The 23,877-nt window shown below is 43.2% G+C and carries 22 protein-coding genes and 3 CRISPR repeat arrays; of the genes, 17 read left to right on the forward strand and 5 right to left on the reverse strand.

What is annotated here, in order from left to right; all coding sequences use genetic code 11:
* Nucleotides 1-43: 43 nt before the first annotated feature.
* Nucleotides 44-339: direct repeats of the CRISPR family, unit length 32 nt; unit sequence GTCGCACCCTACGCGGGTGCGTGGATTGAAAT.
* A 99-nt stretch (nt 340-438) separates the two neighbouring features.
* Nucleotides 439-1,134: a CRISPR direct-repeat array (repeat unit 32 nt; unit sequence GTCGCACCCTACGCGGGTGCGTGGATTGAAAT).
* A 335-nt stretch (nt 1,135-1,469) separates the two neighbouring features.
* From cas3 to ACFQV5_RS02765, 8 genes are all read left to right on the forward strand, one after another.
* Nucleotides 1,470-3,899, forward strand: coding sequence for a CRISPR-associated helicase Cas3' (cas3, locus tag ACFQV5_RS02730; RefSeq protein WP_379243409.1), 2,430 nt, complete (start codon nt 1,470-1,472; stop codon nt 3,897-3,899).
* A gap of 26 nt (nt 3,900-3,925) precedes the next feature.
* Nucleotides 3,926-4,645 (forward strand): type I-C CRISPR-associated protein Cas5c, encoded by a 720-nt coding sequence (gene cas5c / locus ACFQV5_RS02735; RefSeq protein ID WP_379243411.1) that lies wholly within the window; start codon nt 3,926-3,928, stop codon nt 4,643-4,645.
* Entirely contained in the window at nt 4,642-6,558 is a 1,917-nt protein-coding gene (cas8c, locus tag ACFQV5_RS02740) for a type I-C CRISPR-associated protein Cas8c/Csd1 (protein WP_379243413.1), read from the forward strand. Before cas5c ends, cas8c begins: the two co-directional genes overlap by 4 nt.
* Nucleotides 6,559-6,560: 2 nt before the next feature.
* Complete coding sequence (gene cas7c / locus ACFQV5_RS02745; RefSeq protein ID WP_379243415.1) at nt 6,561-7,424, forward strand: type I-C CRISPR-associated protein Cas7/Csd2; 864 nt, start codon at nt 6,561-6,563, stop codon at nt 7,422-7,424.
* Nucleotides 7,414-8,073 (forward strand): CRISPR-associated protein Cas4, encoded by a 660-nt coding sequence (gene cas4 / locus ACFQV5_RS02750; protein WP_379243417.1) that lies wholly within the window; start codon nt 7,414-7,416, stop codon nt 8,071-8,073. Before cas7c ends, cas4 begins: the two co-directional genes overlap by 11 nt.
* The gene (cas1c, locus tag ACFQV5_RS02755; RefSeq protein ID WP_379243420.1) at nt 8,070-9,101 is read left to right on the forward strand and encodes a type I-C CRISPR-associated endonuclease Cas1c; all 1,032 of its coding nucleotides are present in this window, start codon (nt 8,070-8,072) and stop codon (nt 9,099-9,101) included. The genes cas4 and cas1c overlap by 4 nt, the downstream gene beginning before the upstream one ends.
* 9 nt (nt 9,102-9,110) lie before the next feature.
* The gene (cas2, locus tag ACFQV5_RS02760; protein ID WP_379243422.1) at nt 9,111-9,401 is read left to right on the forward strand and encodes a CRISPR-associated endonuclease Cas2; all 291 of its coding nucleotides are present in this window, start codon (nt 9,111-9,113) and stop codon (nt 9,399-9,401) included.
* A gap of 168 nt (nt 9,402-9,569) precedes the next feature.
* Nucleotides 9,570-11,535: a CRISPR direct-repeat array (repeat unit 32 nt; unit sequence GTCGCACCCTACGCGGGTGCGTGGATTGAAAT).
* Nucleotides 11,536-11,709: 174 nt separating this feature from the next.
* Nucleotides 11,710-13,176 carry a DUF5050 domain-containing protein gene (locus ACFQV5_RS02765; protein ID WP_379243424.1) on the forward strand — a complete coding sequence of 489 codons (1,467 nt, stop codon included), beginning with the start codon at nt 11,710-11,712 and terminating at the stop codon, nt 13,174-13,176.
* 58 nt (nt 13,177-13,234) lie between these two features.
* Here the strand turns inward: ACFQV5_RS02765 and ACFQV5_RS02770 are convergent, their stop codons facing one another.
* Entirely contained in the window at nt 13,235-14,014 is a 780-nt protein-coding gene (locus ACFQV5_RS02770; protein ID WP_379243426.1) for a protein-glutamine gamma-glutamyltransferase, read from the reverse strand.
* Nucleotides 14,015-14,165: 151 nt separating this feature from the next.
* Here ACFQV5_RS02770 and ACFQV5_RS02775 point away from each other — a divergent pair, with 151 nt between their 5' ends.
* The gene (locus tag ACFQV5_RS02775; RefSeq protein ID WP_379243428.1) at nt 14,166-15,761 is read left to right on the forward strand and encodes an amidohydrolase; all 1,596 of its coding nucleotides are present in this window, start codon (nt 14,166-14,168) and stop codon (nt 15,759-15,761) included.
* A gap of 168 nt (nt 15,762-15,929) precedes the next feature.
* Nucleotides 15,930-17,054 (forward strand): hypothetical protein, encoded by a 1,125-nt coding sequence (locus tag ACFQV5_RS02780; protein WP_379243430.1) that lies wholly within the window; start codon nt 15,930-15,932, stop codon nt 17,052-17,054.
* Between the two features lie 116 nt (nt 17,055-17,170).
* On the opposite strand, the gene ACFQV5_RS02785 is transcribed toward ACFQV5_RS02780, so the two are convergent.
* Nucleotides 17,171-17,455 carry a hypothetical protein gene (locus tag ACFQV5_RS02785; protein WP_379243432.1) on the reverse strand — a complete coding sequence of 95 codons (285 nt, stop codon included), beginning with the start codon at nt 17,453-17,455 and terminating at the stop codon, nt 17,171-17,173.
* A gap of 130 nt (nt 17,456-17,585) precedes the next feature.
* On the opposite strand from ACFQV5_RS02785, the gene ACFQV5_RS02790 reads away from it, so the two are divergent.
* The 6 genes from ACFQV5_RS02790 to ACFQV5_RS02815 all read left to right on the forward strand — a co-directional run bounded on the left by ACFQV5_RS02790 (nt 17,586) and on the right by ACFQV5_RS02815 (nt 20,635).
* Entirely contained in the window at nt 17,586-17,933 is a 348-nt protein-coding gene (locus ACFQV5_RS02790) for a hypothetical protein (protein WP_379243434.1), read from the forward strand.
* Between the two features lie 228 nt (nt 17,934-18,161).
* On the forward strand, nt 18,162-18,614 hold the full coding sequence (locus ACFQV5_RS02795; RefSeq protein ID WP_379243938.1) for a HEAT repeat domain-containing protein: 453 nt from the start codon (nt 18,162-18,164) through the stop codon (nt 18,612-18,614).
* Nucleotides 18,615-18,830: 216 nt separating this feature from the next.
* The gene (locus ACFQV5_RS02800; RefSeq protein WP_379243436.1) at nt 18,831-19,007 is read left to right on the forward strand and encodes a DUF3934 family protein; all 177 of its coding nucleotides are present in this window, start codon (nt 18,831-18,833) and stop codon (nt 19,005-19,007) included.
* 133 nt (nt 19,008-19,140) lie between these two features.
* Entirely contained in the window at nt 19,141-19,428 is a 288-nt protein-coding gene (locus tag ACFQV5_RS02805) for a hypothetical protein (protein ID WP_379243438.1), read from the forward strand.
* A gap of 92 nt (nt 19,429-19,520) precedes the next feature.
* Nucleotides 19,521-20,366 (forward strand): DMT family transporter, encoded by an 846-nt coding sequence (locus ACFQV5_RS02810; RefSeq protein WP_379243440.1) that lies wholly within the window; start codon nt 19,521-19,523, stop codon nt 20,364-20,366.
* Nucleotides 20,357-20,635, forward strand: coding sequence for a GNAT family N-acetyltransferase (locus ACFQV5_RS02815; protein ID WP_379243442.1), 279 nt, complete (start codon nt 20,357-20,359; stop codon nt 20,633-20,635). Before ACFQV5_RS02810 ends, ACFQV5_RS02815 begins: the two co-directional genes overlap by 10 nt.
* 45 nt (nt 20,636-20,680) lie before the next feature.
* Here the strand turns inward: ACFQV5_RS02815 and ACFQV5_RS02820 are convergent, their stop codons facing one another.
* The gene (locus ACFQV5_RS02820; RefSeq protein WP_379243444.1) at nt 20,681-21,283 is read right to left on the reverse strand and encodes an NAD-dependent epimerase/dehydratase family protein; all 603 of its coding nucleotides are present in this window, start codon (nt 21,281-21,283) and stop codon (nt 20,681-20,683) included.
* Nucleotides 21,284-21,303: 20 nt separating this feature from the next.
* On the reverse strand, nt 21,304-21,654 hold the full coding sequence (locus tag ACFQV5_RS02825; protein WP_379243446.1) for an ArsR/SmtB family transcription factor: 351 nt from the start codon (nt 21,652-21,654) through the stop codon (nt 21,304-21,306).
* A gap of 101 nt (nt 21,655-21,755) precedes the next feature.
* Between ACFQV5_RS02825 and ACFQV5_RS02830 the strand changes: the two genes are divergently transcribed.
* Nucleotides 21,756-22,154, forward strand: a complete 399-nt coding sequence (locus ACFQV5_RS02830) for a DUF2750 domain-containing protein (protein WP_379243448.1) — start codon at nt 21,756-21,758, stop codon at nt 22,152-22,154.
* Between the two features lie 316 nt (nt 22,155-22,470).
* Here ACFQV5_RS02830 and ACFQV5_RS02835 read toward each other — a convergent pair whose 3' ends face one another.
* Entirely contained in the window at nt 22,471-23,643 is a 1,173-nt protein-coding gene (locus ACFQV5_RS02835; RefSeq protein ID WP_379243940.1) for a multidrug effflux MFS transporter, read from the reverse strand.
* Nucleotides 23,644-23,877 lie beyond the last annotated feature (234 nt).

The raw sequence follows: 23,877 nt of genomic DNA on the forward strand, positions 1-23,877 counted from the left end.
TTGAAATAATGAGCCTTTCCCCGCCTAATCTAACAGGATCAATGTCGCACCCTACGCGGGTGCGTGGATTGAAATTCCATCTCCACACCCTTGGAATTGGCGTATAAGGTCGCACCCTACGCGGGTGCGTGGATTGAAATATGCCTCCTAGCGGCTCCGTTTTGGTTTAGACCCGGGTCGCACCCTACGCGGGTGCGTGGATTGAAATTTCGTAAGTCTGTGCAGATGCGTCTACGCTGAAGTCGCACCCTACGCGGGTGCGTGGATTGAAATTTACACGGGGGAAGGATCGCTGGGAGCAAACGCGTCGCACCCTACGCGGGTGCGTGGATTGAAATTGAAAAATCCCATAAATAAAGCGCCAAGAAATTGGTCGCACCCTACGCGGGTGGTGGATTGAAATTTCAATACACTCACATATGCTTGGTTCATTTCCTTGTCGCACCCTACGCGGGTGCGTGGATTGAAATTCAATAAAAACGGCCCTGTGATGATCGAGGGCAAGTCGCACCCTACGCGGGTGCGTGGATTGAAATTCGCCTCCTTCGTCTTATCCCTCCTTGGGTTTATAGTCGCACCCTACGCGGGTGCGTGGATTGAAATCTTCAAAGGAGGAATGCGCTGATGTACATTGACTGTCGCACCCTACGCGGGTGCGTGGATTGAAATTCTGGATTTGATGGCAGCTCACTCAATGTGAAGAAGTCGCACCCTACGCGGGTGCGTGGATTGAAATTATTAATCAGTGGTCATGGAGCCGGAGATCCAGGTCGCACCCTACGCGGGTGCGTGGATTGAAATACCACGTAGGCGATTCATAACTTTTTTAATTAGTCGCACCCTACGCGGGTGCGTGGATTGAAATGACTCTACTAATGTCAGTGGGACTGACGATGTATAGTCGCACCCTACGCGGGTGCGTGGATTGAAATGTCGCTCGCGCCCTGCATAGCAGAAATGACGTTATGTCGCACCCTACGCGGGTGCGTGGATTGAAATACACAAATTATTATGTATAACAATGTAACGCTGTCGTCGCACCCTACGCGGGTGCGTGGATTGAAATCTCACTCGCTTTGATGCGGATACCCAGTTGCATCTTGTCGCACCCTACGCGGGTGCGTGGATTGAAATACCCAACGAGAACCGGCTCCCTAGCGGTATGTCCGTCCCACCCTACGTGCACGGATTGAAACCGAAAAGATCAATTAATCATGAATGTCCGAATATAAAAAATTATAGACAAGTATCAGAATATAAATAGCGGTTCTTTGCATGTATTGCGAGGGATCGTTTTTTTTGTTGGAATTTGTTCAATTTAATTAAATATATTCGTAAAATGTATAATTTAGGAAGGTGTTAGAAGTAGATCTGTAGAATTACTCACGCAGGTTGTTAGTATTTGAAATTGGTTTGTTTGAACTATACATGATGGTTGAATAGTCCTTTTATTTGGAAAGGAGTTACATATGTCTTACATTGCTCATATTCGCGAGAGCGATCAAGAACATCAAACTGTTGAAGAGCATCTGCTGGGTGTTAAAAAATTGGCAGAGTCTTATGGAGAAGGCATAGGAATCAAGCACATCGCCGGTCTGGCTGGAATGCTGCATGATCTTGGGAAATATACGAATGCGTTTCGGAATTATATTTTGGAGGCTGTGCAGAATCCGGATGCTCCCCCGAAACGAGGGAGTGTGGACCATTCAACCGCAGGTGGACGGATGTTGTATACGTTGTTTCATACCGGAAATATAAATCGATTTAAAGGGATTCTAGCAGAAATAGTAGGGAATGCGATTATATCTCATCACTCTTATCTGCAAGATTTTTTGAATCCGGATTTAGAGTCGAACTATTTACTGCGTGTGCGTGATAAAAATCTAGATGAATTCGAAGAGAGTGTACTACGTTTTTTTAAATATGTGCTGAGTGAAGAGAATTTTCATCGCTATGTTGATCAAGCAGCGCTAGAGTTAGAGGTATATCTTGCAAAAGATACTTCTCTCAGCTATGAAACCAGATGTATGTTCTTAACTAAGTTTGTTTTCAGTACACTTATTGATGCAGATCGAACTAATACCAGATGTTTTGAAGACAATTGCTCTGAGGAATCTGGTCAGCATACCCCAAAGATCTTCAATATCTATTATGACAGACTGAAGACAAAGATCGATTCTTTTAATGCGCTTAACCATGCCCACACCTCAATTAATATGCTTAGAAGTCAGATGTCCGAACAATGTGACAAATTTGCAGAAAAGCCCTCGGGCATTTATACATTATCCATTCCTACGGGCGGCGGCAAAACATTGGCGAGTCTTAGATACGCCCTCAAACATGCCATAACTTACAACAAAAAACGTATTATTTATGTTTTACCTTTTACAACGATAATCGAGCAAAATGCGGCAGAGGTACGCCGTATTTTACAAGATGATGTCAATATTTTGGAGCATCATTCCAACGTGATTGAAGATGTAAACGACGATGATGAGCCTATGGATGGCATGATCAATACACGCCAAAAGTTGAAGTTAGCCAAAGATAACTGGGATTCTCCAATTATTTTCACAACGATGGTACAGTTTCTGAATGTGTTCTATGCGAATGGTAGCAGGAATATACGCAGGTTACATAATTTGAGTGAAGCAGTCATCGTTTTTGATGAAGTTCAGAAGGTTCCTGTTTCATGTGTGTCCCTATTTAATGAAGCGTTAAATTTCTTGAATCTCTATTGCAATTCTAGTCTGGTATTGTGTACAGCTACGCAACCTGCGTTGGATTTTGTGGAGCATGGTTTGAAGCTTACTCCGAATGCCGAGATGATCGATTATCTCGATAAGGTGATTGCAGCGTTTAAGCGCGTTGAAATACTGGATCAGGCGACAGACGAAGTGTTCAATAATGACAAGCTTGCGGAGTTTATTATGGAGAGAATGGCAGATGTGAATAGCATTTTGATCATTTTAAACACGAAATCTGTAGTTAAGAAGCTGTATCAGCAGTTACAAATGACAATGAATGATACTCCAATATACCATCTGAGCACATCCATGTGCGCGGCACACCGAAAAAAGATTTTGGATCAAGTGAGGGATCATTTAAAAAAAGGAAATAGGATTATTTGTATTAGCACACCGTTAATTGAAGCAGGGGTTGATGTGAGCTTTGAATGTGTCATCCGCTCATTGGCTGGTCTGGATTCTATTGCACAGGCAGCAGGTAGATGTAACCGCCATGGCGAGCGTGAACTGCAGCAGGTATATGTCATCGACCATGAAGAAGAAAACTTGAATCACCTCAAAGAAATAAAAAAAGGTAAAGAGATTTTGCGGAAGATTTTGATCGATCTAAAACGGGATTCCTCTTGTCATGGTGGACATCTCCTGTCCGTTAAAGCGATGGAAAAGTATTTTCAGGAGTTTTATTCAGACCTTAAGTTGAATCTTAATTACTTATTACCTAATTTGAATACTAATATGGCAGCGTTATTGTTCGCTAATAAAGTGGACAACACATTTTACCAAAATTATTTTAACAACAAAAAAGAGAGGCTCCCTTTATTTTTAGCTAATAGCTATAAAACAGCGGCAGAGAACTTCCATGTTATTGATAACCTTGCGACACCGGTCATTGTTCCTTATGAAGAAGAAGGGAAAGCGATTATTGCAGAACTGAACGGGGCTAGCCGAATCGAAGACATTACTCGATTAATGCGGAAAGCGCAGCAGTATACGATCAACTTGTTTGAATATGAACTGCAGCTCTTGGACAAGAACGGTGGGCTGGAACGTTGTCTGGATGGACAGATACTGGTGCTCAAAGAAGGGGCTTATCATACAGAGTTTGGACTGGACCATGAAAATGATAGCTGGACGGGAATGAACATATTTTAATCCTTTATTGGAAAGGAGGTGAGTCTATGAGAAACGCTATCGAATTTGTTGTCTACGGTGACTATGCGTTGTTTACAGACCCATTAACGAAACTAGGGGGTGAGAAACTCTCATACCAAGTTCCAACGTACCAGGCGATCAAAGGGATATGTGAATCAATATACTGGAAGCCTACCATTCTCTTTATAATTGATGAGATTCGTGTAATGAAGCCGATTCGTATGGAATCAAAAGGAATTCGTCCAATCGATTATAGCGGAGGAAATACACTTGCTAACTATACTTATTTACAAGATGTTTGTTACCAAGTGAGATGTCATTTCGAATTTAATATGAATCGCCCCGAAATGGCTTATGACCGCAACGAACATAAACATCACAACATACTAATGCGTTCTCTACAGGCCGGAGGCCGGAGAGATATTTTCCTCGGTGCTCGTGAGTGTCAAGGATATGTGGAACCTTGTGTATTCGGCGAAGGTGAAGGATTTTACGATAATTATGGAGATATTCATCTGGGAAATATGGTGCATGGAATTAACTACCCAGATGAAACAGGTCGAGATCAAATGGAGGTAAGACTGTGGAGTCCTGTGATGAAGAATGGCATCATAACATTTCCAAGACCGGAGGAATGTACGCAGGTCCGCAAAGTTTCGGATATGAAGCCAAAGCAGTTTAATGAATCAAATGTTGAAGCAGTTGACGAACTGTTCGCCAGATGGGGAGAGGAGGGAGATGCATGAGCTGGCTTTTAAATTTATATGAAACGTATGAGTCGAATCTGGATCGTGTAGGTGAAATTGAAAAGACGTATAACGACCGTGAGTTCACCTTGTTACCCGTATCGCATACCACTCAAAATGCCCATATCGAAGTGACAATTACGGAAGATGGCGAATTTCATTCAGCTGAGGTTATTGATAAGAGTGAAGCGAGCACATTGATTCCAAGTACTGAAAAGTCGGCGAGCCGAGCAGGGGCAGTGATATCCCCTTATCCTCTTCACGATAAATTAAATTATGTTGCAGGGGATTTCAGAGAATACGGTGGGAAAATCAAGGGTGAGGAACCTTTTGCAACCTACATACAAGAACTACAGAATTGGGCCGAATCACCCTACGCGCATCCAAAAGTGAAGAGCATTTATCAATATTTAAGTAAGAGGAATTTAATTCAGGATTTAGTAAGTAATAAGATTCTCTGTGTTGACGAGGATAATCGACTTATTGAGAAATGGGATAAGAAATACGAATCATTGTATCCCGAGAAACCTGCGATTTTTGGTGTGTTAGCTGGAGAGCAAGACAGTGCTTTTGTACGGTTTAATGTTTATTCGCCCGAAGCTGTTCTGATAAAAGTGTGGAAAGATTCAGAGATGTATGATTCATTCATCCGGTATTATCGTGAGCATTTGGGTGATGAAGATATTTGTTATGTTACAGGCAAGATGCTGCCTAGTACAGATAAACATGCGAACAAAATTCGAAATGCGGCAGATAAAGCAAAGTTAATCTCGGCAAATGACACCAGTGGGTTTACTTTTAGAGGTCGATTTAATAACAGTAAGGATGCGGCGAGTATCAGCTATGAAGTATCGCAAAAGGCTCATAATGCTTTGAAATGGTTGATAAATCGCCAAGGTAAAACGATAGATCAAAGGGTGTTTCTCGTGTGGGGTAACGATGCGCTTGATATTCCAGATCCGACGGAAGATAGCTTCTCCTTAGATCCAGATCTAACACCTGCTGTTGTTATCAAATCTAATACAAACCAAGCTATTGCAAATGAATTCGCAAAAGCACTAGCTGGATACAAAAATAAGTTATCTTCAAAATCCGCTGATGCGTTCAAATCGGAAGTTAATATTATGGTTCTTGATTCTGCGACCACAGGACGAATGGCGGTTTTGTATTATCGAAATCTCAATAAAGAATTGTATCTGGATAAGCTGATTAAATGGCATTCGACTTGTGCGTGGCTTCATAAATACCGTAAAAACGAAGAAGGATTCACCTCGTTCTACGGCGCTCCATCAACAAAGGATATCGCCTTTGCTGCATACGGGCCCAGAGCAAGCGATAAAATTGTCAAGGGACTTATGGAACGCATGCTGCCTTGTGTCATAGATGATAGGGCTATCCCTAGAGATATTATTTCCAGTGCTTTTCACCGCGCATCCAATCCGGTATCGATGGAGAAATGGGAATGGGAAAAGTCGCTTAGTATCACATGTGCCTTAATAAATCGACAGGAGGAATATCCATTGGCGTTAGATACTGATAACAATAATCGCGATTATCTGTTTGGACGTTTGTTGGCTGTGGCAGATGTGTTGGAACGAAGAGCCTTAGGTGCGGATGAGAAGCGTTCGACGAATGCAATCAGGTATATGAACTCTTTCTCCAGACATCCGGAAAGAACCTGGAATACCATTCAGCAGAGCTTGCAGCCTTATCAAGCAAGAATGGGTGCCAAGGGGATCTATTTATCCAAAATCATTGACGAGATCGCTTCAAAATTCGAAATTGAAGATTTTAATAACAAGCCTTTATCCGGTAAGTATTTATTAGGGTTTTATAGTCAACGTCATGAGCTCTATCAAACGAAGGATAAAAATCAGGATGTCACTGAAGCATCTGATAATGAGGAGAGATAAATATGAGCAGCCTGGATCATAAAATTGATTTTGCAGTGGTGTTGTCGGTAACGAGTGCCAATCCTAACGGGGATCCCTTAAACGGAAACCGTCCAAGACAGAATTATGACGGGTATGGTGAGATTTCAGATGTTGCAATCAAACGGAAAATCAGAAATCGTTTGCAGGATATGGGAGAATCTATTTTTGTTCAATCAAATGACCGTAAGGTTGATGAATATAATAGTTTAAGAGATCGTGCAGATGGAAACCCGGATTTAAGTAAAATATTAAAGTCGAAGACTGGCTCTAACGATGAGTTTGCAAGTGTAGCATGCAGGGAATGGATCGATGTTCGGAGCTTTGGTCAAGTTTTTGCATTTAAGGGTGCGGGTAATGGTGGAGGTGTTTCCGTTGGCGTAAGAGGTCCGGTCTCTATCCATACGGCGAAAAGCGTCCACCCGATCGACATTACGAGTATGCAAATTACGAAAAGTGTGAACTCCGAGTCAGGTAAGGATAGAGGCTCCGATACCATGGGTATGAAGCATCGCGTTGATTATGGTGTGTACGTGTTCTATGGAAGTATTAATACACAGTTAGCAGAAAAGACTGGATTTACGAATGAAGACGCGGAAAAGATCAAAGAGGCATTAGTGAGCCTATTTGAAAATGATCTATCTTCAGCAAGACCTGAAGGTAGTATGGAAGTTCACAAATTGTATTGGTGGGAGCACACTTCCAGAATAGGTCAGTATTCATCGGCAAAAGTACATCGTTCTTTATCTGTGAAGTCGCGGGTCGAAGAACCTAAAACATTCGAAGATTACGCTATTGAATTGACTGAGTTGGATGGTTTAAAAGTAGAGATTCTAGATGGACGTTAATGAAGATGAGCATTATCTGATGCTTTCAGGTATTCAGCATTTTGAATTTTGCAGGCGCCAATGGGCTCTTATCCACATTGAACAGCAGTGGGAAGAAAATGTGAGAACCGTAGAAGGACAATATCTTCATAAGAAGGCGGACCAGCCCTTTATCAGAGAGAAGCGGGGGGACAAGCTTACTGTACGAGCAATGCCAGTGAAATCAGAGAATATGAAAATAACCGGCATCTGTGATGTAGTAGAGTTTATCCAAAGTGACGAAGGTGTAGAGATTCATGGCAGCGAAGGCAAATATTTAGCTTTTCCTGTAGAGTACAAACGGGGAAAACCCAAAATTAATGATGCTGATGTTTTGCAGTTGGCTGCACAAGCTCTGTGCTTAGAAGAAATGTTATTGTGTGAGATCGGCACAGGCTATCTCTTCTATAATGAGATTAAACATAGGGTCGAAGTGCAGCTAACAGCAGAAATTAAAGATAAGGTGAAGGTAGTTACAGCTGATATGCATGACTATTATCGACGTGGGTTTACACCAAAAGTGAAAACGGGGATTTTTTGTAGAAGTTGTTCTCTTCAAGAGATTTGTCTGCCTGAGGTCATGAACAAGCGTACGGTGCGCAGTTATGTTGAGGGGAAAATCAAAGAATGAAAAAGCTTTTGAACACATTGTTTATTACCCAACCGGATGTATATCTTTCTCTGGATGGAGATAATATTGTTCTTCTGAAAGAGCAGGAGAAGCTGGGCAGACTTCCATTGCATAATTTAGAATCTATTATGGCTTTTGGGTACACTGGAGCGAGTCCAGCTCTCATGGGCTACTGTGCAGAAAGAAACATCTCGATTGTTTTCTTAACCATGAGTGGCAGATTCTTGGCCAGAGTAGTAGGTGCAAGCAAAGGAAATGTAATTCTTAGGAAAAAACAATGCCTTATATCTAATGATGAAGTCCTGTCTGCAAGAATCGCACGCAATTTTATTATCGGTAAAATATATAATCATAAGTGGATTCTTGAGCGAATGACTAGAGATTATCCGCTGCGAATAGATGTGACAGCATTCAAGGCAGCCTCGCAGCAGTTATCTTCTATGATGGTGAGAATAAGAGAGTGCGAAGATTTAGAACAGCTTAGGGGGCTCGAAGGGCAGGCTGCTTTAACCTATAATCAACTATTTAATGAGATGATTTTGCAGCAACAAGAGGATTTTTACTTTCATAGCCGTTCTCGAAGACCACCACTCGACAATGTAAATGCAATGCTATCGCTTGCTTATACGCTTCTGGCTAACGATACAGCGTCAGCATTAGAAGGGGTTGGATTAGATGCTTATATGGGATTCTTACATAGAGATCGACCTGGACGGGCTTCACTCGCTTTAGATTTAATGGAAGAACTGCGCGGGATTTACGCTGACAAGTTCGTGTTGTCCTTGATTAACAAAAAAGTAATGAACAAAGAGGACTTTATGCGTAAAGAGAACGGGGCTGTAATCATGACTGATGACGGTAGGAAGAAGTTTTTGACCGCTTGGCAAAACAAAAAGCAAGAGAAAATAACGCATCCCTATTTAGGTGAGAAAATATCGTGGGGATTGGTGCCGCATGCACAGGCTTTATTGTTAGCACGTCATTTACGCAATGATTTAGATGAATATCCTCCATTCTTATGGAAGTAGGTGCAGCCCATGCTAGTATTAATTACGTATGATGTGAGTACGTTGAGCAGCGAGGGGCAACGAAGGTTACGGAGAGTGTCGAAGCTATGCCAGGATTATGGTCAACGTGTTCAGCATTCCGTCTTTGAATGTGTGGTTGATGCTACACAGTTTGCGGTACTGAAGATGAAGCTGATAGATATTATAGATAAGGAACAAGATAGCCTGAGATTCTACCAACTTGGAAACAATTACAAAAACAAGGTTGAGCATGTAGGCATAAGAGAATCCCTTGATATGGAGGGGCCTTTGATATTGTAGTGCGAATGTCAAGCGAACATGATTTTTCAGGGGGATTCGCACCATGAAATATACATAATTTTAAATTTTTGTAAAAAATAGGGTTTTGTTTTCGGCGATGTTTGATAAATTCAGCATAGTTTTTGAATGAAAAGCCGATTTTTCAGGGGTTTTAGCTTGAAAATCGGAGTCGCACCCTACGCGGGTGCGTGGATTGAAATAAACGAAGCGCATGCAGCTGAAGACATCACGTATAGTCGCACCCTACGCGGGTGCGTGGATTGAAATATCATCGTCAGGAGTCCAAAGGTGTTCAGTGGTAGTCGCACCCTACGCGGGTGCGTGGATTGAAATCCGGCGCACCCGTTGAACCGTTGATCCCTAGTGGTCGCACCCTACGCGGGTGCGTGGATTGAAATCGTAACTGTATACACGAAACTCCCGTCTTTGATTGTCGCACCCTACGCGGGTGCGTGGATTGAAATCCCATCTTGTTCAGAGTGTTGTCGCTCAAATTATATGTCGCACCCTACGCGGGTGCGTGGATTGAAATACCTCGGGAAGGCAGTAGCGCTGCGCCGTGGGCTGTCGCACCCTACGCGGGTGCGTGGATTGAAATCTTTCAGAACCAAAGTGGCTTGCTCGCTTGCTCAGATGGAACCTTGTCGCACCCTACGCGGGTGCGTGGATTGAAATAGCGACTGTCTCAACTCGTTCATTTATTCGGAGCAGTCGCACCCTACGCGGGTGCGTGGATTGAAATAGCAACTCGTCCGATCAGGACCAGACGGTGAATCCAGTCGCACCCTACGCGGGTGCGTGGATTGAAATCGATCACATGTACATCTTCCAATTCAAACTCATCCGTCGCACCCTACGCGGGTGCGTGGATTGAAATGCCGACCGTTCCTTCGTATTATCCGTTTGAGTCTGGTCGCACCCTACGCGGGTGCGTGGATTGAAATCGTCATGAGGCCGAGTTCCCGGAATAAGCCCGTCGTCGCACCCTACGCGGGTGCGTGGATTGAAATGTAGTCAATAACGGGCGGCACGTCGAGAATTACGTGTCGCACCCTACGCGGGTGCGTGGATTGAAATTCGATCTCCCAGAATACCGTGACTTCCTTGTCGAAGTCGCACCCTACGCGGGTGCGTGGATTGAAATTGAAATATCTCGCCCAATAAAGCGCGGATCTCCTGGTCGCACCCTACGCGGGTGCGTGGATTGAAATCTATCATGGGAGGAAAACAAAGGGAAATCAAAAAGGTCGCACCCTACGCGGGTGCGTGGATTGAAATCACTGTGACTGGAATTCTGCCTTTTTTGTATTCATGTCGCACCCTACGCGGGTGCGTGGATTGAAATCCATACGCATACCGTTACATTACCAACACATAACCAGTCGCACCCTACGCGGGTGCGTGGATTGAAATGGCAAATGCATCGGCTTGTTGTCTATTGTAATCGTCGCACCCTACGCGGGTGCGTGGATTGAAATCAGCTATGTGAGTCTGTCCGTTCGTCTAACACCGTCGCACCCTACGCGGGTGCGTGGATTGAAATTGATTTGATCGGTGAACTCGAAATCTCGTTCAACGTCGCACCCTACGCGGGTGCGTGGATTGAAATCATTTAAGTAAACCTCCTTACGGTTTTAGATTTGTCGCACCCTACGCGGGTGCGTGGATTGAAATTTTGTTTCCACGTGATTATAACGCCTCCTATTGCGAGTCGCACCCTACGCGGGTGCGTGGATTGAAATAGCGAACGAATACGCACCACAGTTTGCGGCTCTTGTCGCACTCTACGCGGGTGCGTGGATTGAAATACCGTACGCTCCTACAATGCTCTCCCATTTGACGTCGCACCCTACGCGGGTGCGTGGATTGAAATGTCCAATGATCCTAAAGTCGTTGCGCAAGCCATCGTCGCACCCTACGCGGGTGCGTGGATTGAACTCGCAACGTCTGTCAACTTTTGTTGTATCTCGATGTCGCACCCTACGCGGGTGCGTGGATTGAAATATACATGAGTCAGAACATCGAAAGAGAATTGGGGTCGCACTCTACGCGAGTGCGTGGATTGAAATGTAACGATCGGGCAAGAGCAGTTGTTTATGCAAGTCGCACCCTACGCGGGTGCGTAGATTGAAATTGGATCAGTTGTCCTCCTTAATTGGCTTGGCAATCCTGTGTATCAAAAAGAAGGAAGCAACCGATGCAATTGTAAAATAATTCTTGATAAAAGAATGGGTGGAATATTGTGGAAGTATATGGATTCGAACTATAATGACCATAGTTGGAATTTATTGTACTGAGGAGGAAGTTTATGAAGAATAAATTACGTCTACCACTTACTATCCTTATGATCATGGTCCTTGTATTTCCTACAGTATCTTATGCTTCTTCCACCCCAGGACTGCCTCTGCGCATCGTTGTGGATGGTAACAAGATCAACCTGTCTACGGAACAATCATTTATGGATGGCAATGATGTTGTGTTTGTCCCTTTTTCATTTTTTAAAGATACATTTAAGCTGGATACGACACAAGATAATCTTAAAGCAAGTATCGCAAAGGACAATAACAAAATCACATTCTCAGTAGGTGAACAAGCCTATGAATTGAATGGAACCAAGAAGCAATTTGAAGCATCTACGATAATAAAAGACGGTGCATTACTCGTTCCATTAAAGGGAGTTTGCGATGCTCTTCAAATTTCGTACAGATGGGATTCGGTTGTCAATACATCCTATATCGTACTGAAGGAGCAAACAGGAGGAACCAGTGAACCCGATACTCAGTCACCTGTTATCCTGCCTAAGCCTCCGAATGCATCTCCTTCTGTTTTGAAACAGCAGAGCCAATATAATGGAAATATGAACAATTTCGGAGAAGTAACAAGTACGGATCGTTATCATTTTTATGTTAGGCAGATATCCTCTAATGAGAGTGCTTTATATCGCTATGACTTGAAGACCAAGCAGACGAAGCAGCTTACCAAGGGTCGGTCGATCTATAACCTGGTTATATCAGGAGAGTGGCTGTATTACTTAGGCGACAATATGGACAATTCTTTTTATCAAGCCTATACCTTCTACAAGATAAAGCTGGACGGAAGTAAGAAGACACTTGTCGTGAAGAAGAACGATCTCGCTCGTTTCTTTAGCATCGACAAAGGCTGGATCTACTTTGGCAACTGGCAGGACAATCAGAAATTGTACAAGATGAAGCTAGATGGTACTCAATTGAAGAAGCTTGCTGATGTGGAAGTGGCCCAGATCAATATGTGGGGGAACTGGCTCGTATTCGATTCAGGCTATGAGATTTATATTTACACGACAGAAGGCAAGAAACTTGCAGAAATTCCTCTACGCGGAAGATACGTTACTGTTAGTGAGGGTAATCTGTATGTTAGCGGTTTTAGAGGTGAGATTACGAAGATTCCTCTAAAAGCAGGTGCCCTACAGCAAACTGTATTCCAGATCAAGCCTGTTCTGAGCTATGAAAACTATGGGGATATTTTAACTATTAATTACAAGAACAATATCGCCTACATGTACGTCGATCATAGCAACCAAATTGCAAAGATGAAAATGGACGGAACTAAACCAACCACATTTGTTAAGACTCCGAAAAATGGTAGCGTTCAGGAAATCCACCTCGTCGGTAACTATATGTATTACACCGTTATTTATACAGTTAATAATTTCAAGATAATCAAACGTGAGTTGTACCGCATCCCACTAGAAGGCAACCATAAGCCTGAACAGATTTATTCGATGAAAGTAAGTTAATTGTACAAAGGCTTATTCCACTGCAGCGTAGGAATGAGCCTTTTTTGTATGCCATGAATTAAACCAGCTTATATATACGCGACCCTATTCTAGCCGTTAAAGATCTGCTTAGCTGGTGCAAATGTTCAAAATCAAGCTGATCCACCTGTTCGGATAAGAACGCGGGTGTCGTACTGTTCGGTTTTCTTCTTCTGTTTAAGGATGTTATCATGTCTGACGCGTTCTTGATGCCGATGCCGTGCCCGAAATATAAATCATCGGTGAGCATGATGGCGTTCTCTCCTCGCCACTGCGGGGTCTTCGGGTTAAAGTCGGGATTCTCGAAATAAACAACATCCCCGGGATAGGCTTCATTTATATTTTGTACAATACGGATCCGTAAGTCGCTGTCATATTGCCAATCATACAAGAGCAAATTGTTAAAATGAGTGTTAAAGTTCTCTTCACCAATCGTATCGAGTGTCGCTTTATACCAAACAACAATCATGGCAGTTGCGCATTCAAAACCGTATAATCGGCCATTTTTGAAAATATCACGAATGGCAGCGGAGCTTAGCACATCAGGTCTCTGCTGTAACCCTCCTTTAGCTGTACGTACCCAGAATTGTTCATTTCCCCGGGAATTTTTGAAGGTAGCGAAGGCGGCACGACTGTCTTTCAGCTCTTTAGCTGCTGTTACAATGTTGCTCCTCATCTTCAGTTCGAACCGCAAGGAATCCGGGGAAGTATAGCGATAGATAACGGGGCTTCTCTGTTTTTTATTGAAAATGGATCTTTCAAGCTCCGACAATGTAGACGTATCAAACTGTCCTATATCATAATTCATGATCTGGATCATGATGTCCCTCCATTTAACATGTGCATATGCCTTTATAGGTCATTGTACGGTTGAGTCAGCTACTTCGTGTAAGGGTCTTCAGAAAATAGGCGAACTTTACAACTCGTTGTATAATGAAAAAATCTCGTTGAAAGGCAAAGGAGAGGTTTTGATGTCGAATACGATTTTTACAAATGGAAGCATATATACACTGGATGAAAACTCACTCGTCGTTGAAGCGCTTGTTGTACGGGACGGGAAAATTATAGATATCGGTTCTCACGTGGATATGATGTTGCAGTGGGGGAGACCGGGGAAGAAGATCGTTGATTTACAAGGGAAAATGGTGACCCCCGGCCTGATTGACAGCCATATGCATCTTTCGGGGGTGGCATTTAATCTATTGGATGTGGATCTAGTCGGCGTCACTTCCAAAAGCGAAATGCTTCACATCATTAAGGAGAGAGCAAGAACGGTTCCAGAAGGCAAGTGGGTCATTGGAATGGGCTGGGATGAGAATTTATTTACAGACGGAAGTAGCATACCGACCATACAAGAATTGGACGAGGCCGCGCCTCACTGTCCGATCTACTTGAAAAGAATTTGCCACCATGCATTTTTGGTTAACAGCAAAGCCCTTGAAGTGTGTCACTATCATCCGTCGATGGAGGTTCCTAAAGGGGGACAAATCGTTCTTGATCCAACAAGTGGAGCACCGAGTGGATTAGTCCTCGAATCGGCCTCTAAGCTATTTACAGACCACATACCAGATAAATCTTATAACGAACTTAAAGAAGGATTGGCCCAAGCGATGAAGCTTGTTGTCAAAAAAGGGCTAACGGGTGTTCATACGAACGATCCTCTGTATATTGGCGGTCTGGAACAAACCTATCAGCTGTATAATGATGCCCTTCATCAGCACAATATTGGATTAAGATGCAATCTTCTTATAGATCATGTATTTCTAAATGATATGAAAGAGCGAGGAATGTATACGGGGTTCGGAAATGAGAGACTTCGGATCGGTGCGATCAAGATGTTTGCTGACGGTGCGTTTGGGAGAAGAACCGCACTGTTGTCTGAGCCTTACGAGGATGCTCCGGGGTATTATGGAGAAGCGATGCAGGACCCGGCAGTACTATATGAAAGCTTTAAAGAGATCAGAACATATGGAATGCCGATTGCTATACATACCATTGGTGATCAAGCTTTGGAACAAGTGCTGGATACACTGGATCAACTGCCTAAAAGTAAGTATCGGGACCGGATCATTCATGTGTCTCTAATACGTGAAGATCTGTTAGAGCGCTTGGCTGATCCCAGCCGCGTTGCCGATATTCAGCCAAGATTCGTAGTGAGTGATTATCCTTGGATTACCAATAGAATTGGCGGGAACAGAGAGAAGAACCTGTATGCATGGAAAACGCTGTTGTCCTCCGGTGTGAATTGTGCCGGTGGATCAGATGCGCCTGTAGAGCCCTTTGATCCTTTGCTCAGCCTTCATGCGTCTGTTACACGGAGATTGCCTGAACAATCCCGAGGTTGGAATGAGAAGGAAAGGATCTCCATGAAGGAGGCAGTCCGGTTATATACGATCGGCGGGGCCTATGCGACGAACGAAGAACATGTGAAGGGAACACTGTCACGTGGGAAGTTTGCTGATATGACGGTGTTTTCCCAAGATCTATTTACCATGGAGCATCCAGACGAATTATTAGCAACGAATGTTGAGATGACGATTATAAATGGTGAGATACAGGAGATCTAAGGCTTGTGAAGACTAAGAAACATATTTCCCCTCCTAACAAACCTAGCTCACTTAACCGATATACATAATTTGAGAGATGATTCCGAAAATGGGACATCCAGACAACAGGACTAAAGAGACTTACTCCGTTGAAGAGGGTCAAACTGGTCCATAGAGCAGGGGGAACATATGGGGATTTTAACAGGAAAGAAAATGAAGAGGGGTCTTCGGATCATGCTGGCTATTTGCATGCTATCTGGTATGCTGGCTCCGTGGTCAGCAGGCAAGCAAGTAGACGCAGCAACAAGCTCGAAGCAGAACAAGGTATCATCATCCAGCACGAAAGCGGTCAAAATGGATCCCAAATGGATCTACCAGAAGAAGCAGAAATCCTATGCCTTGTTCGTTAACGGTGTAGAGCAAGTAGGTCCGGGATACAATGACTATGAAACGCCGCTGTTTTATCTGAATGGTACGGTATATGTACCGCTCCAGCATATTGTAATGGGCATGGGTGGAACCTTTAAATACTGGTCAGATAAACTGACTGAGATCACATACTGGATGAATGATAAAGGGGATATCTGGAATTTTAAGTGGGATGGAGTTAGAAGAGAATCCGCTATATTCTTAGGAAATCATCAACAAGCGGAGGATCAGTCCGATACGATCAGAGGCATCCAGAAAAATGTATTGTATGTGCCGCTAAACTTTATCGAGCGCTTCTATCCGGTAACGGTAATGAAAGAGAAGGATACAGCACTCATTCTGGTAGGGGATGTGCCGAAGAACCCGACGGCTAATTTTTTTGGCGTAAAGGGCCAGTATCCAACCACATTTAACTTTAATCCGCTGGATCCGAAGCAAGCGTACCCTGGCGATTGGAAGGCTCCGCAGTTGACTGCGAAATGGTCTTCTGATGAGACGAAGAACTTCAAGGCATTTGAAGAACAGCTTGGCTTTAAGGAAGGACGCAGCTATGGAATTCCAGGTCAGAGCAAGGCGATCTTTCTATTTGGAAAAGGTGGTACGCTCCATAACGGCGGCGAAGTGATGATTCGATTGACCATGTGGGGAAGTCCTCCGGGGGTTCCAGATACGCAGGTGTCTAACAGTTACAAGATCCCCGTCATGTCAGCACAGTTGTTCAAGTTTTATTTCGGGAATGATTGGCGGAAGGTATGGAATTATTTCAATCGTAACGACATCCCGGATAAGTTCACTGCGAACGGCAGAACAGTATGGGCAGATTGGATCGAAGTGGACGCTTCGCTATATTTGACGATTGGCAGTAAGACGGCGAAGAGTAAATAACCCGTAATGTAGTAGAGTATGATTACATAAGAATGTACAAAGAGTGTCAGCTGGTGCTGGCACTCTTTGTATTTGGTGATTGAGATTATTAGCAAACCAGGTTCTTTGAGTATTTCTTACTCTTTACTATGGTTATTTTGCCCTGGATCAGCCTGGATGGTTTCATCTGCACCTGGAAAATCCCGTTCCATGCCCATATGCTGCTGACGATCCTCATAATCAAAACGATTCGGTGGTCGCTGATCCTTACGCCATGGAGTGCTTTTGCCTAGAGATTCACTCTGTAGATCAGATCCATACGGTCCCTCGGGAAATTCCTCGGGAATTAAATCGTTACGTTCTGATTCAACCGTAGACAGGTCTGTATATTCCGCTCGTTCTTCCTTCTCAAATCGGTTCATTAACGAATCCTCCTGAAAGGGTACTTAACATACCGTTTTAGTGTGCTCCTGATAGTAAAAATCATACAGTTCCTAATCCTATATTCACACTCTTACGCATACATATCATATGAAGAGGAGGGTGAATGATATGGATAAGAAGCTTAGGCGTTATCACCAACTAAAGCAGAAGCAGAAAGAGATAGAGCAAGAATTAGCGGAATTACGCAGCGAGATCATTGATCATTGCAAGGAATGTGAAGTCTCTGAGCTGGAGCAAGGGGGCTATAGAGCAAAGCTTGTATTTCAAGAGCGGAAGGAATTCGATGACAAGAAGCTGTATGAAGCACTTCCTGATCCGGAGGTCTGGCGCATGCTCTCTAGGGCGGATACTGCGAAGATTTCAAGTTTAGTTACGCTTGGCATCATTTCAGACGAAAAGATTAAGGATACATATGCGATCAAGCAAGTAACGATGTTACAGGTGGATAAGAAATAGATATGTAGCATAAAACATTCCTGCCGCGTATGGTAGGTTTGTTTTTTTATGTTTGCACATTCTCAACGGAACTGAATTTAGCTATACTTCTGGGAGCCTAATATTGTATATTTCATCATATGTGTATGAATAATTGAGGATAGAGGATATAATTAAATTTCGAACCGAAGTAATAGTGAATTGCACGGGTTATTGAGGAAGGGAATGAATGATTTGACTACAGAAGATATGAATCATGAAGTAAATGAAGTGGAAGTAGACGTAATTTATAAGGAACTGAAAGCAGCAGCGAACCGGACAGCAGATTGGCGTGAGCGGCTGAGAGCAGTTCAAGAGCTAGGCAAAATCGACAATCCAAAAGCGCTGGATGTGCTGAAGAATCGGATGATGAATGACCCGGTATATAAAGTTCAAGAGGCTGCTTATCAGGAGCTGAAGGAAGCGGGCGAAGATGTTCAGAAGCCTGCAAGAAGACAAGAGGAATTGGTCAAAGGACTTACGAAAATGTTAGTCAGAATCAAGAAGAGCCTTCCGGCTGGACACAGCTATGAAGAGTTCAAAGAGAAGCTGAAAAAGATGAGAAGTGACGTATACGATACGTATGAAGGTGACAAAGGCGACGAGTTCGACAAGTGGCTGGAAGAGAAATGGGCTTCACTGCGGACAAGCCAGCAAAAATAACAAAGGCGGGTGGTTCCTCAGAGTAGGAACTGCCCTTTTTTTGTCATTCTGAGACAACTGTATCCGCCTAATATTTTAATGAAATTGTAAATTCGCTCAGACAATTATGGATTTACCTGATATACTGGTGAAATGATCATTACGTATTTATGCCCGTATACTAGGTATACTGGTAATAGTAAGTATCAATAAGCTAGATTATAACGGAGTGATGTTTTGAGTAAAGCCAAGGGTAAGGGCGGTACAGGTAGGGGAACAGGTAAAAAAGGATGGAACCGGTGGCAGGCTAGTGCTAACAGATCCAAAAGCGCCCCAAAACCTTACAAGAGCAAAAACACTAAAAATCAGGATCTTGTAGACCCGAAGATTGATGGAGACAAATTGGACATATAGGAAACCTGATGTGTATAAACTGTTAGATAGGCTGATTCTGTAACCTTGAACACTTGACGAAGGCGCAGGTGTGGAGCTAGGCTAGAATCGATAAAATAGATTTAGGAGTGGTAATTTGAGGAGACAAAAACCAATGTCATTTGACGAACTGCTGGCAGATTTACAAGGACAAAAAGCAAATCAGAACGATCCAAATCATGTTTCATTAGACCAGTTATTTAATGAATCATTCATGAGCAAACACTCGAACTTTAATAGCTTTAGCTCTTTTGTAGAGAAGGGTAACTTTCAAGTAGAGACACAAGCGGATGTCGATAATATTCCAGATGAACTGTTTGATCGTCATGTCGCTAGAGAAACGGATTTTGCGGATTGGAAATCCATGCTGGATACTGCGACCAAGGAATATGAAAATAAATAAGCATACTGCATTTAATGAAAGACACGGGATGATTTGATTTCGTGTCTTTTGTGTTCCTGCGGAAGTGTTGAACCAGGGAGAGGGTGCAACCGATGACTTTTTTAGCAATAACACTCGTACTCGGGTCAGGTTTTCTTCATTCCATATGGAATCTGTTCACGAAGAGAAGCTTAGACAAAAACGCATTTTTATGGTTCTGCCAGCTCGCGGCCTTTCTTATTTTTTTACCATGGACGATCATGGAATGGGATGCCATCCAGTTCACCAGTACAGCGGGGTGGATTGTTCTTGCTTCTATGATCCTCCATGGATTGTATATGGTTCTGCTCGCGGCTACCTATTCTATAGGTGATCTTTCACAGGTATACCCCATTATGAGAGGAACGAGTCCACTATTGGTACCTCTCCTTGGAGTGACTTTACTTAATGAATATTTATCCATCTATGGGTGGATAGGTATTCTAACCATCGTTGTAGGCATTGCTCTATTAAGTAACATAAAAATAAGGAGCAAAACGTCTTCCCTAAAGGCACCCTTGATGGCATTATCCGTAGGGATCTGTATAGCGGGTTATATCATTGTGGATAAAATAGCGCTAGACTATGTTCCAGCGGTTGTATTAAATGAAGCGGCCCATCTAGGAGGACTGTTGGCCCTTTCTTGGATAGCCTTTCGATCACAAGGAATGCGTAAGGAACTACGCATCAACTGGAAAGTCGTATTATTAGGTGGACTAATCGCACCTGGGGGATATTTATTGTTTCTATATGCGGTGACTCTTGCTCCGGTATCCCAGCTTGCACCGATCAGGGAGATTGGAACTGTGTTCGGGACAATGATGGGAATATTTATTCTGCGAGAACAGCAGGGCATTAGGCGTATGCTAACATCTATTCTGATCACGGTAGGAGTCATTATTTTAGGCGTATGGGGATAGAGGGAGATAATCATCTTTCGAAGGGGGCGAGTCATGAGTACATCGCAGCATTGTTTATAGACGTCGATGAACAGAATCGTGGTTTCGGAAAAATGTTGCTGGATCATGCTAAGAAAGATCACAGCTTCCTCCAATTGAAGGTTTACCAGAAGAACGAAAGTGCTATAAGGTTCTATGAGAAGAATGGCTTTCTTATTACGGCAGACAGTGTAGATCCTGCAACCTCAGAAAAGGAATATGTAATGGAGTGGAGACAGCGAATGTGGTAACAAGCCGCCTGAGGGTTAACCTTGAGCGGCTTGTTGAATGTGAGTCTATTTATTACATACCTCTACTATTTCTTGTGCTAGCTGATTTACTTGAATGGGCTTATAATTCGATTTACCCGGAAGTTTGCCCATCAATTTCATGAAGGGAACCATTGCCGCGACTTCCGGCTTATCTCCATAAACTAGACTTGGTTTGATGATGCTGATATTCTTTCGGCTTTCTCTAATTAAAGTTTCAGCCTTTTGCTTTGAAGCGATGAATGGTTTGTTTTTGAATGGCATGCCAATCACTCCTGAAATGAAGCACCCCTTCGGAATGGAAAGGCGATCCATTAATTCGATCATTATCTTAACAGGCTCTACATTTATTTTCATGAACAATTCCGTGCTCTTTGCATCTGCGGTTCCGACTAAGTTAACGATCGTGTCCACCTTAGTTGGTAACTTAGTGATATAGGAATCAATATCAAAGATGTCTTCTGATAACCACTGGATTTGATCATTATTTTCTAAATAAGAAGATAATTTTTGAGGACGACCATGGCGAGAAATACTACAAATTTCTAGCTTGGGATCTTGTTTTAACCAAACCTCTGCTAAATGAGTTCCCACGTAGCCACTACCACCAAGTACAATTACATTTTTCATATTGATTCTTCCCTTCTGTACTATTCATCCTGATACTCGGTTATGAATGATTCTATATTAATGAACAGCTTAATTAGCTTGAATATATCGCTCTTTAAAACATCCAAATAATAATAATTCATCGTACCTTCTCGACTTACTCCTATTAAATTTGCATCTTTCAGCACCTTTAAATGGTGAGATACTGCTGGACGAGATAAATTAGTCTTTTTGGTTATTTCGCCAACCCGAATACCTTTTTCACAGTCGCCTTCGCCTTCAATGAGGGCGATAATAATAGATTGACGTGTTTCATTGCCAATGGCGGTTAAAGCTTTTTGACAATCACTGAACTCGTTCGCCAACTTTTTCAAACGCTGTTGTCTATCCATCTTTAGCTCCTCTGTTTAATGGTTTGATCTTACGAACCATGATACTATAAATGAATTCAAAAAATTATATTGGGAAACAAAATCGAGACGAATGATTTAGAATGAGAAGGATGGTAGGTATATTGGTGAATGATAAAGAATTTCAGGCTGTTATTAAGCTTCCCGCAAATATAAGATATGAGTATTTCATCAAGAAAGTCGTTGATGAGGAAACCGTCTGGGGTTTATATAACGATGGTTGGGCTGTTACTGAGGATGAGGACGGTACGTTACTCTTACCATTCTGGCCTAAAAAAGCTTTTGCTCAGCACTGTGCGATTGAGGAATGGGCGGAATATTCTTGTGAGAGTATCGATTTAGACGAGCTAATGGAGGAATTCTTACCTCGATTATTAGAAGATGGATACAAGCCTTCGATATTCTTTAACAATGTGGATTCGGCTGTTCTCGAAGTTGAGACATTGATTCGTGATTTGGAAACCGAATTAGAGAACTATTAATATACAAATAAAATCGCTCTTTTTTTAGATGCTGGCTCAGTTACATCTATCTAACAAAGGGCGGCTTATTTGTATTATCTGTATTGGCGATGGATACTCACGCAGCAGCGGAGGGGACGAAGCGTTTCCGGACAAGCGAACGCGGTCGCCTTTGTGCTCCAATTTCTACCTAAACTAAAACCAATTCAGGAAATTGGAGCACAACAGCGATGGAAGGAATGATTCGTACGCGAAGCGTCTAACAACAGAAAAAAAGAGGCATCCCGTAAGATCTTAGATCTTTTGGGACAGCCTCTGCTGTCTTTCTTCATTCGGTTTACGCTACAACCGGTCGTCCCGTTCTACGCACAAGCAGTAAATAACACAGCACTGCTCCGATATCGGCACCGAATATGACAACACCCATAGGAATAGCGGTCTCACTGCCCATAATGCCAACGAGCGGCATAACCAGTGCACCTAAAATGTAAGACAGCAGTCCGAGTAGTGCAGATGCACTTCCTGCTGCGTGTCCGTAATTTTGCAGCGCCATTGAAGCGCCGGCCGTACCGACAATACCGACACAGGAAACGACGATAAAGAGTGTGGGAAGAATTAGGTTCAATCCTGCTCCGCTCACAATGGCTAACAGCAGAGTAGAACCACCTATCGTAGCTAGGATAATACCTGATACAAACAATTTTCGCTCACTAACCCGGCCTGCAAGGCGGCCTGTGATTTGTCCTGCAATAATGATGCCGAGCCCATTAGCTGCAAATATAATGCCGAAAGTCTGTGGAGATACACCGAAGATATCCTGCAGCACAAAGGGAGAGCCGGAAATATAAGCGAACATGGCAGCAGAGATAAAGCCTTGGCACAGAGCAAGTCCTACAAATTTACGATCCCGCAGCAAGGTTCCGAACATGGAAAGTGTATTCTTGACCCCGCCTTTGGAACGCTTGTCCCCGCTTAAGGTTTCGGGTAGTCCGAAGAGTACCGCGAGAAGCATAGCCACACCGATGAATGTTAGTACAATGAACACACCGCGCCAGGAGGTGAACTGCAGCAATTGCCCTCCAATGATCGGGGAGAGAATAGGTGCAGCCCCGTTAATCAGCATAAGCATAGAAAAGAACTTGGTCAGCTCAGAACCAGAATACATATCCCTTACGACTGCTCTTGAAATAACGATCCCTGCCGAACCGGCAATACCTTGAACAAAGCGAAACGCAATCAACATTTCAATCGATGTGCTAAAGGCGCATAATAACGATGCAACTCCATACACAACCATTCCGATGATTAACGGAAAACGTCTGCCGCGAACATCGCTCAGTGGCCCTGCGAGCAGTTGGCCTGTAGCCAGACCAATAAGGCAGGATGTCAGACTGAGCTGTGTAAGTGAGGTTGTCGTATGCATCGTATTAGCCAACTCCGGTAAGGAAGGCAAATACATATCCAGTGACAGTGGGCCAAATGCGGACAGCGCGCCTAAGATAAGAATCATCCAAAGTCGGCTCGTGCTCGGCCTACTGCGCACAATCGTTTCGAGATTGTTGTTATTTATTTGTTGTCCTTTTACACTCAAATGTTTCCCAACCTTTCCTTTCAGAAAAATGCTCATTTATAAACATTAGCACATAAGCTTATTTAATGACCATCTAAATCTACGAAAAGTGTGTTTGTCGAAAGGAAAATAGACGACCCGAGGAGTGATCCATCGGTCGCCTATTTGGGTAAT

It is taken from the genome of Paenibacillus sp. GCM10028914 (genome assembly GCF_042666275.1).
Classification (GTDB): Bacteria; Bacillota; Bacilli; order Paenibacillales; family Paenibacillaceae; genus Paenibacillus_AQ.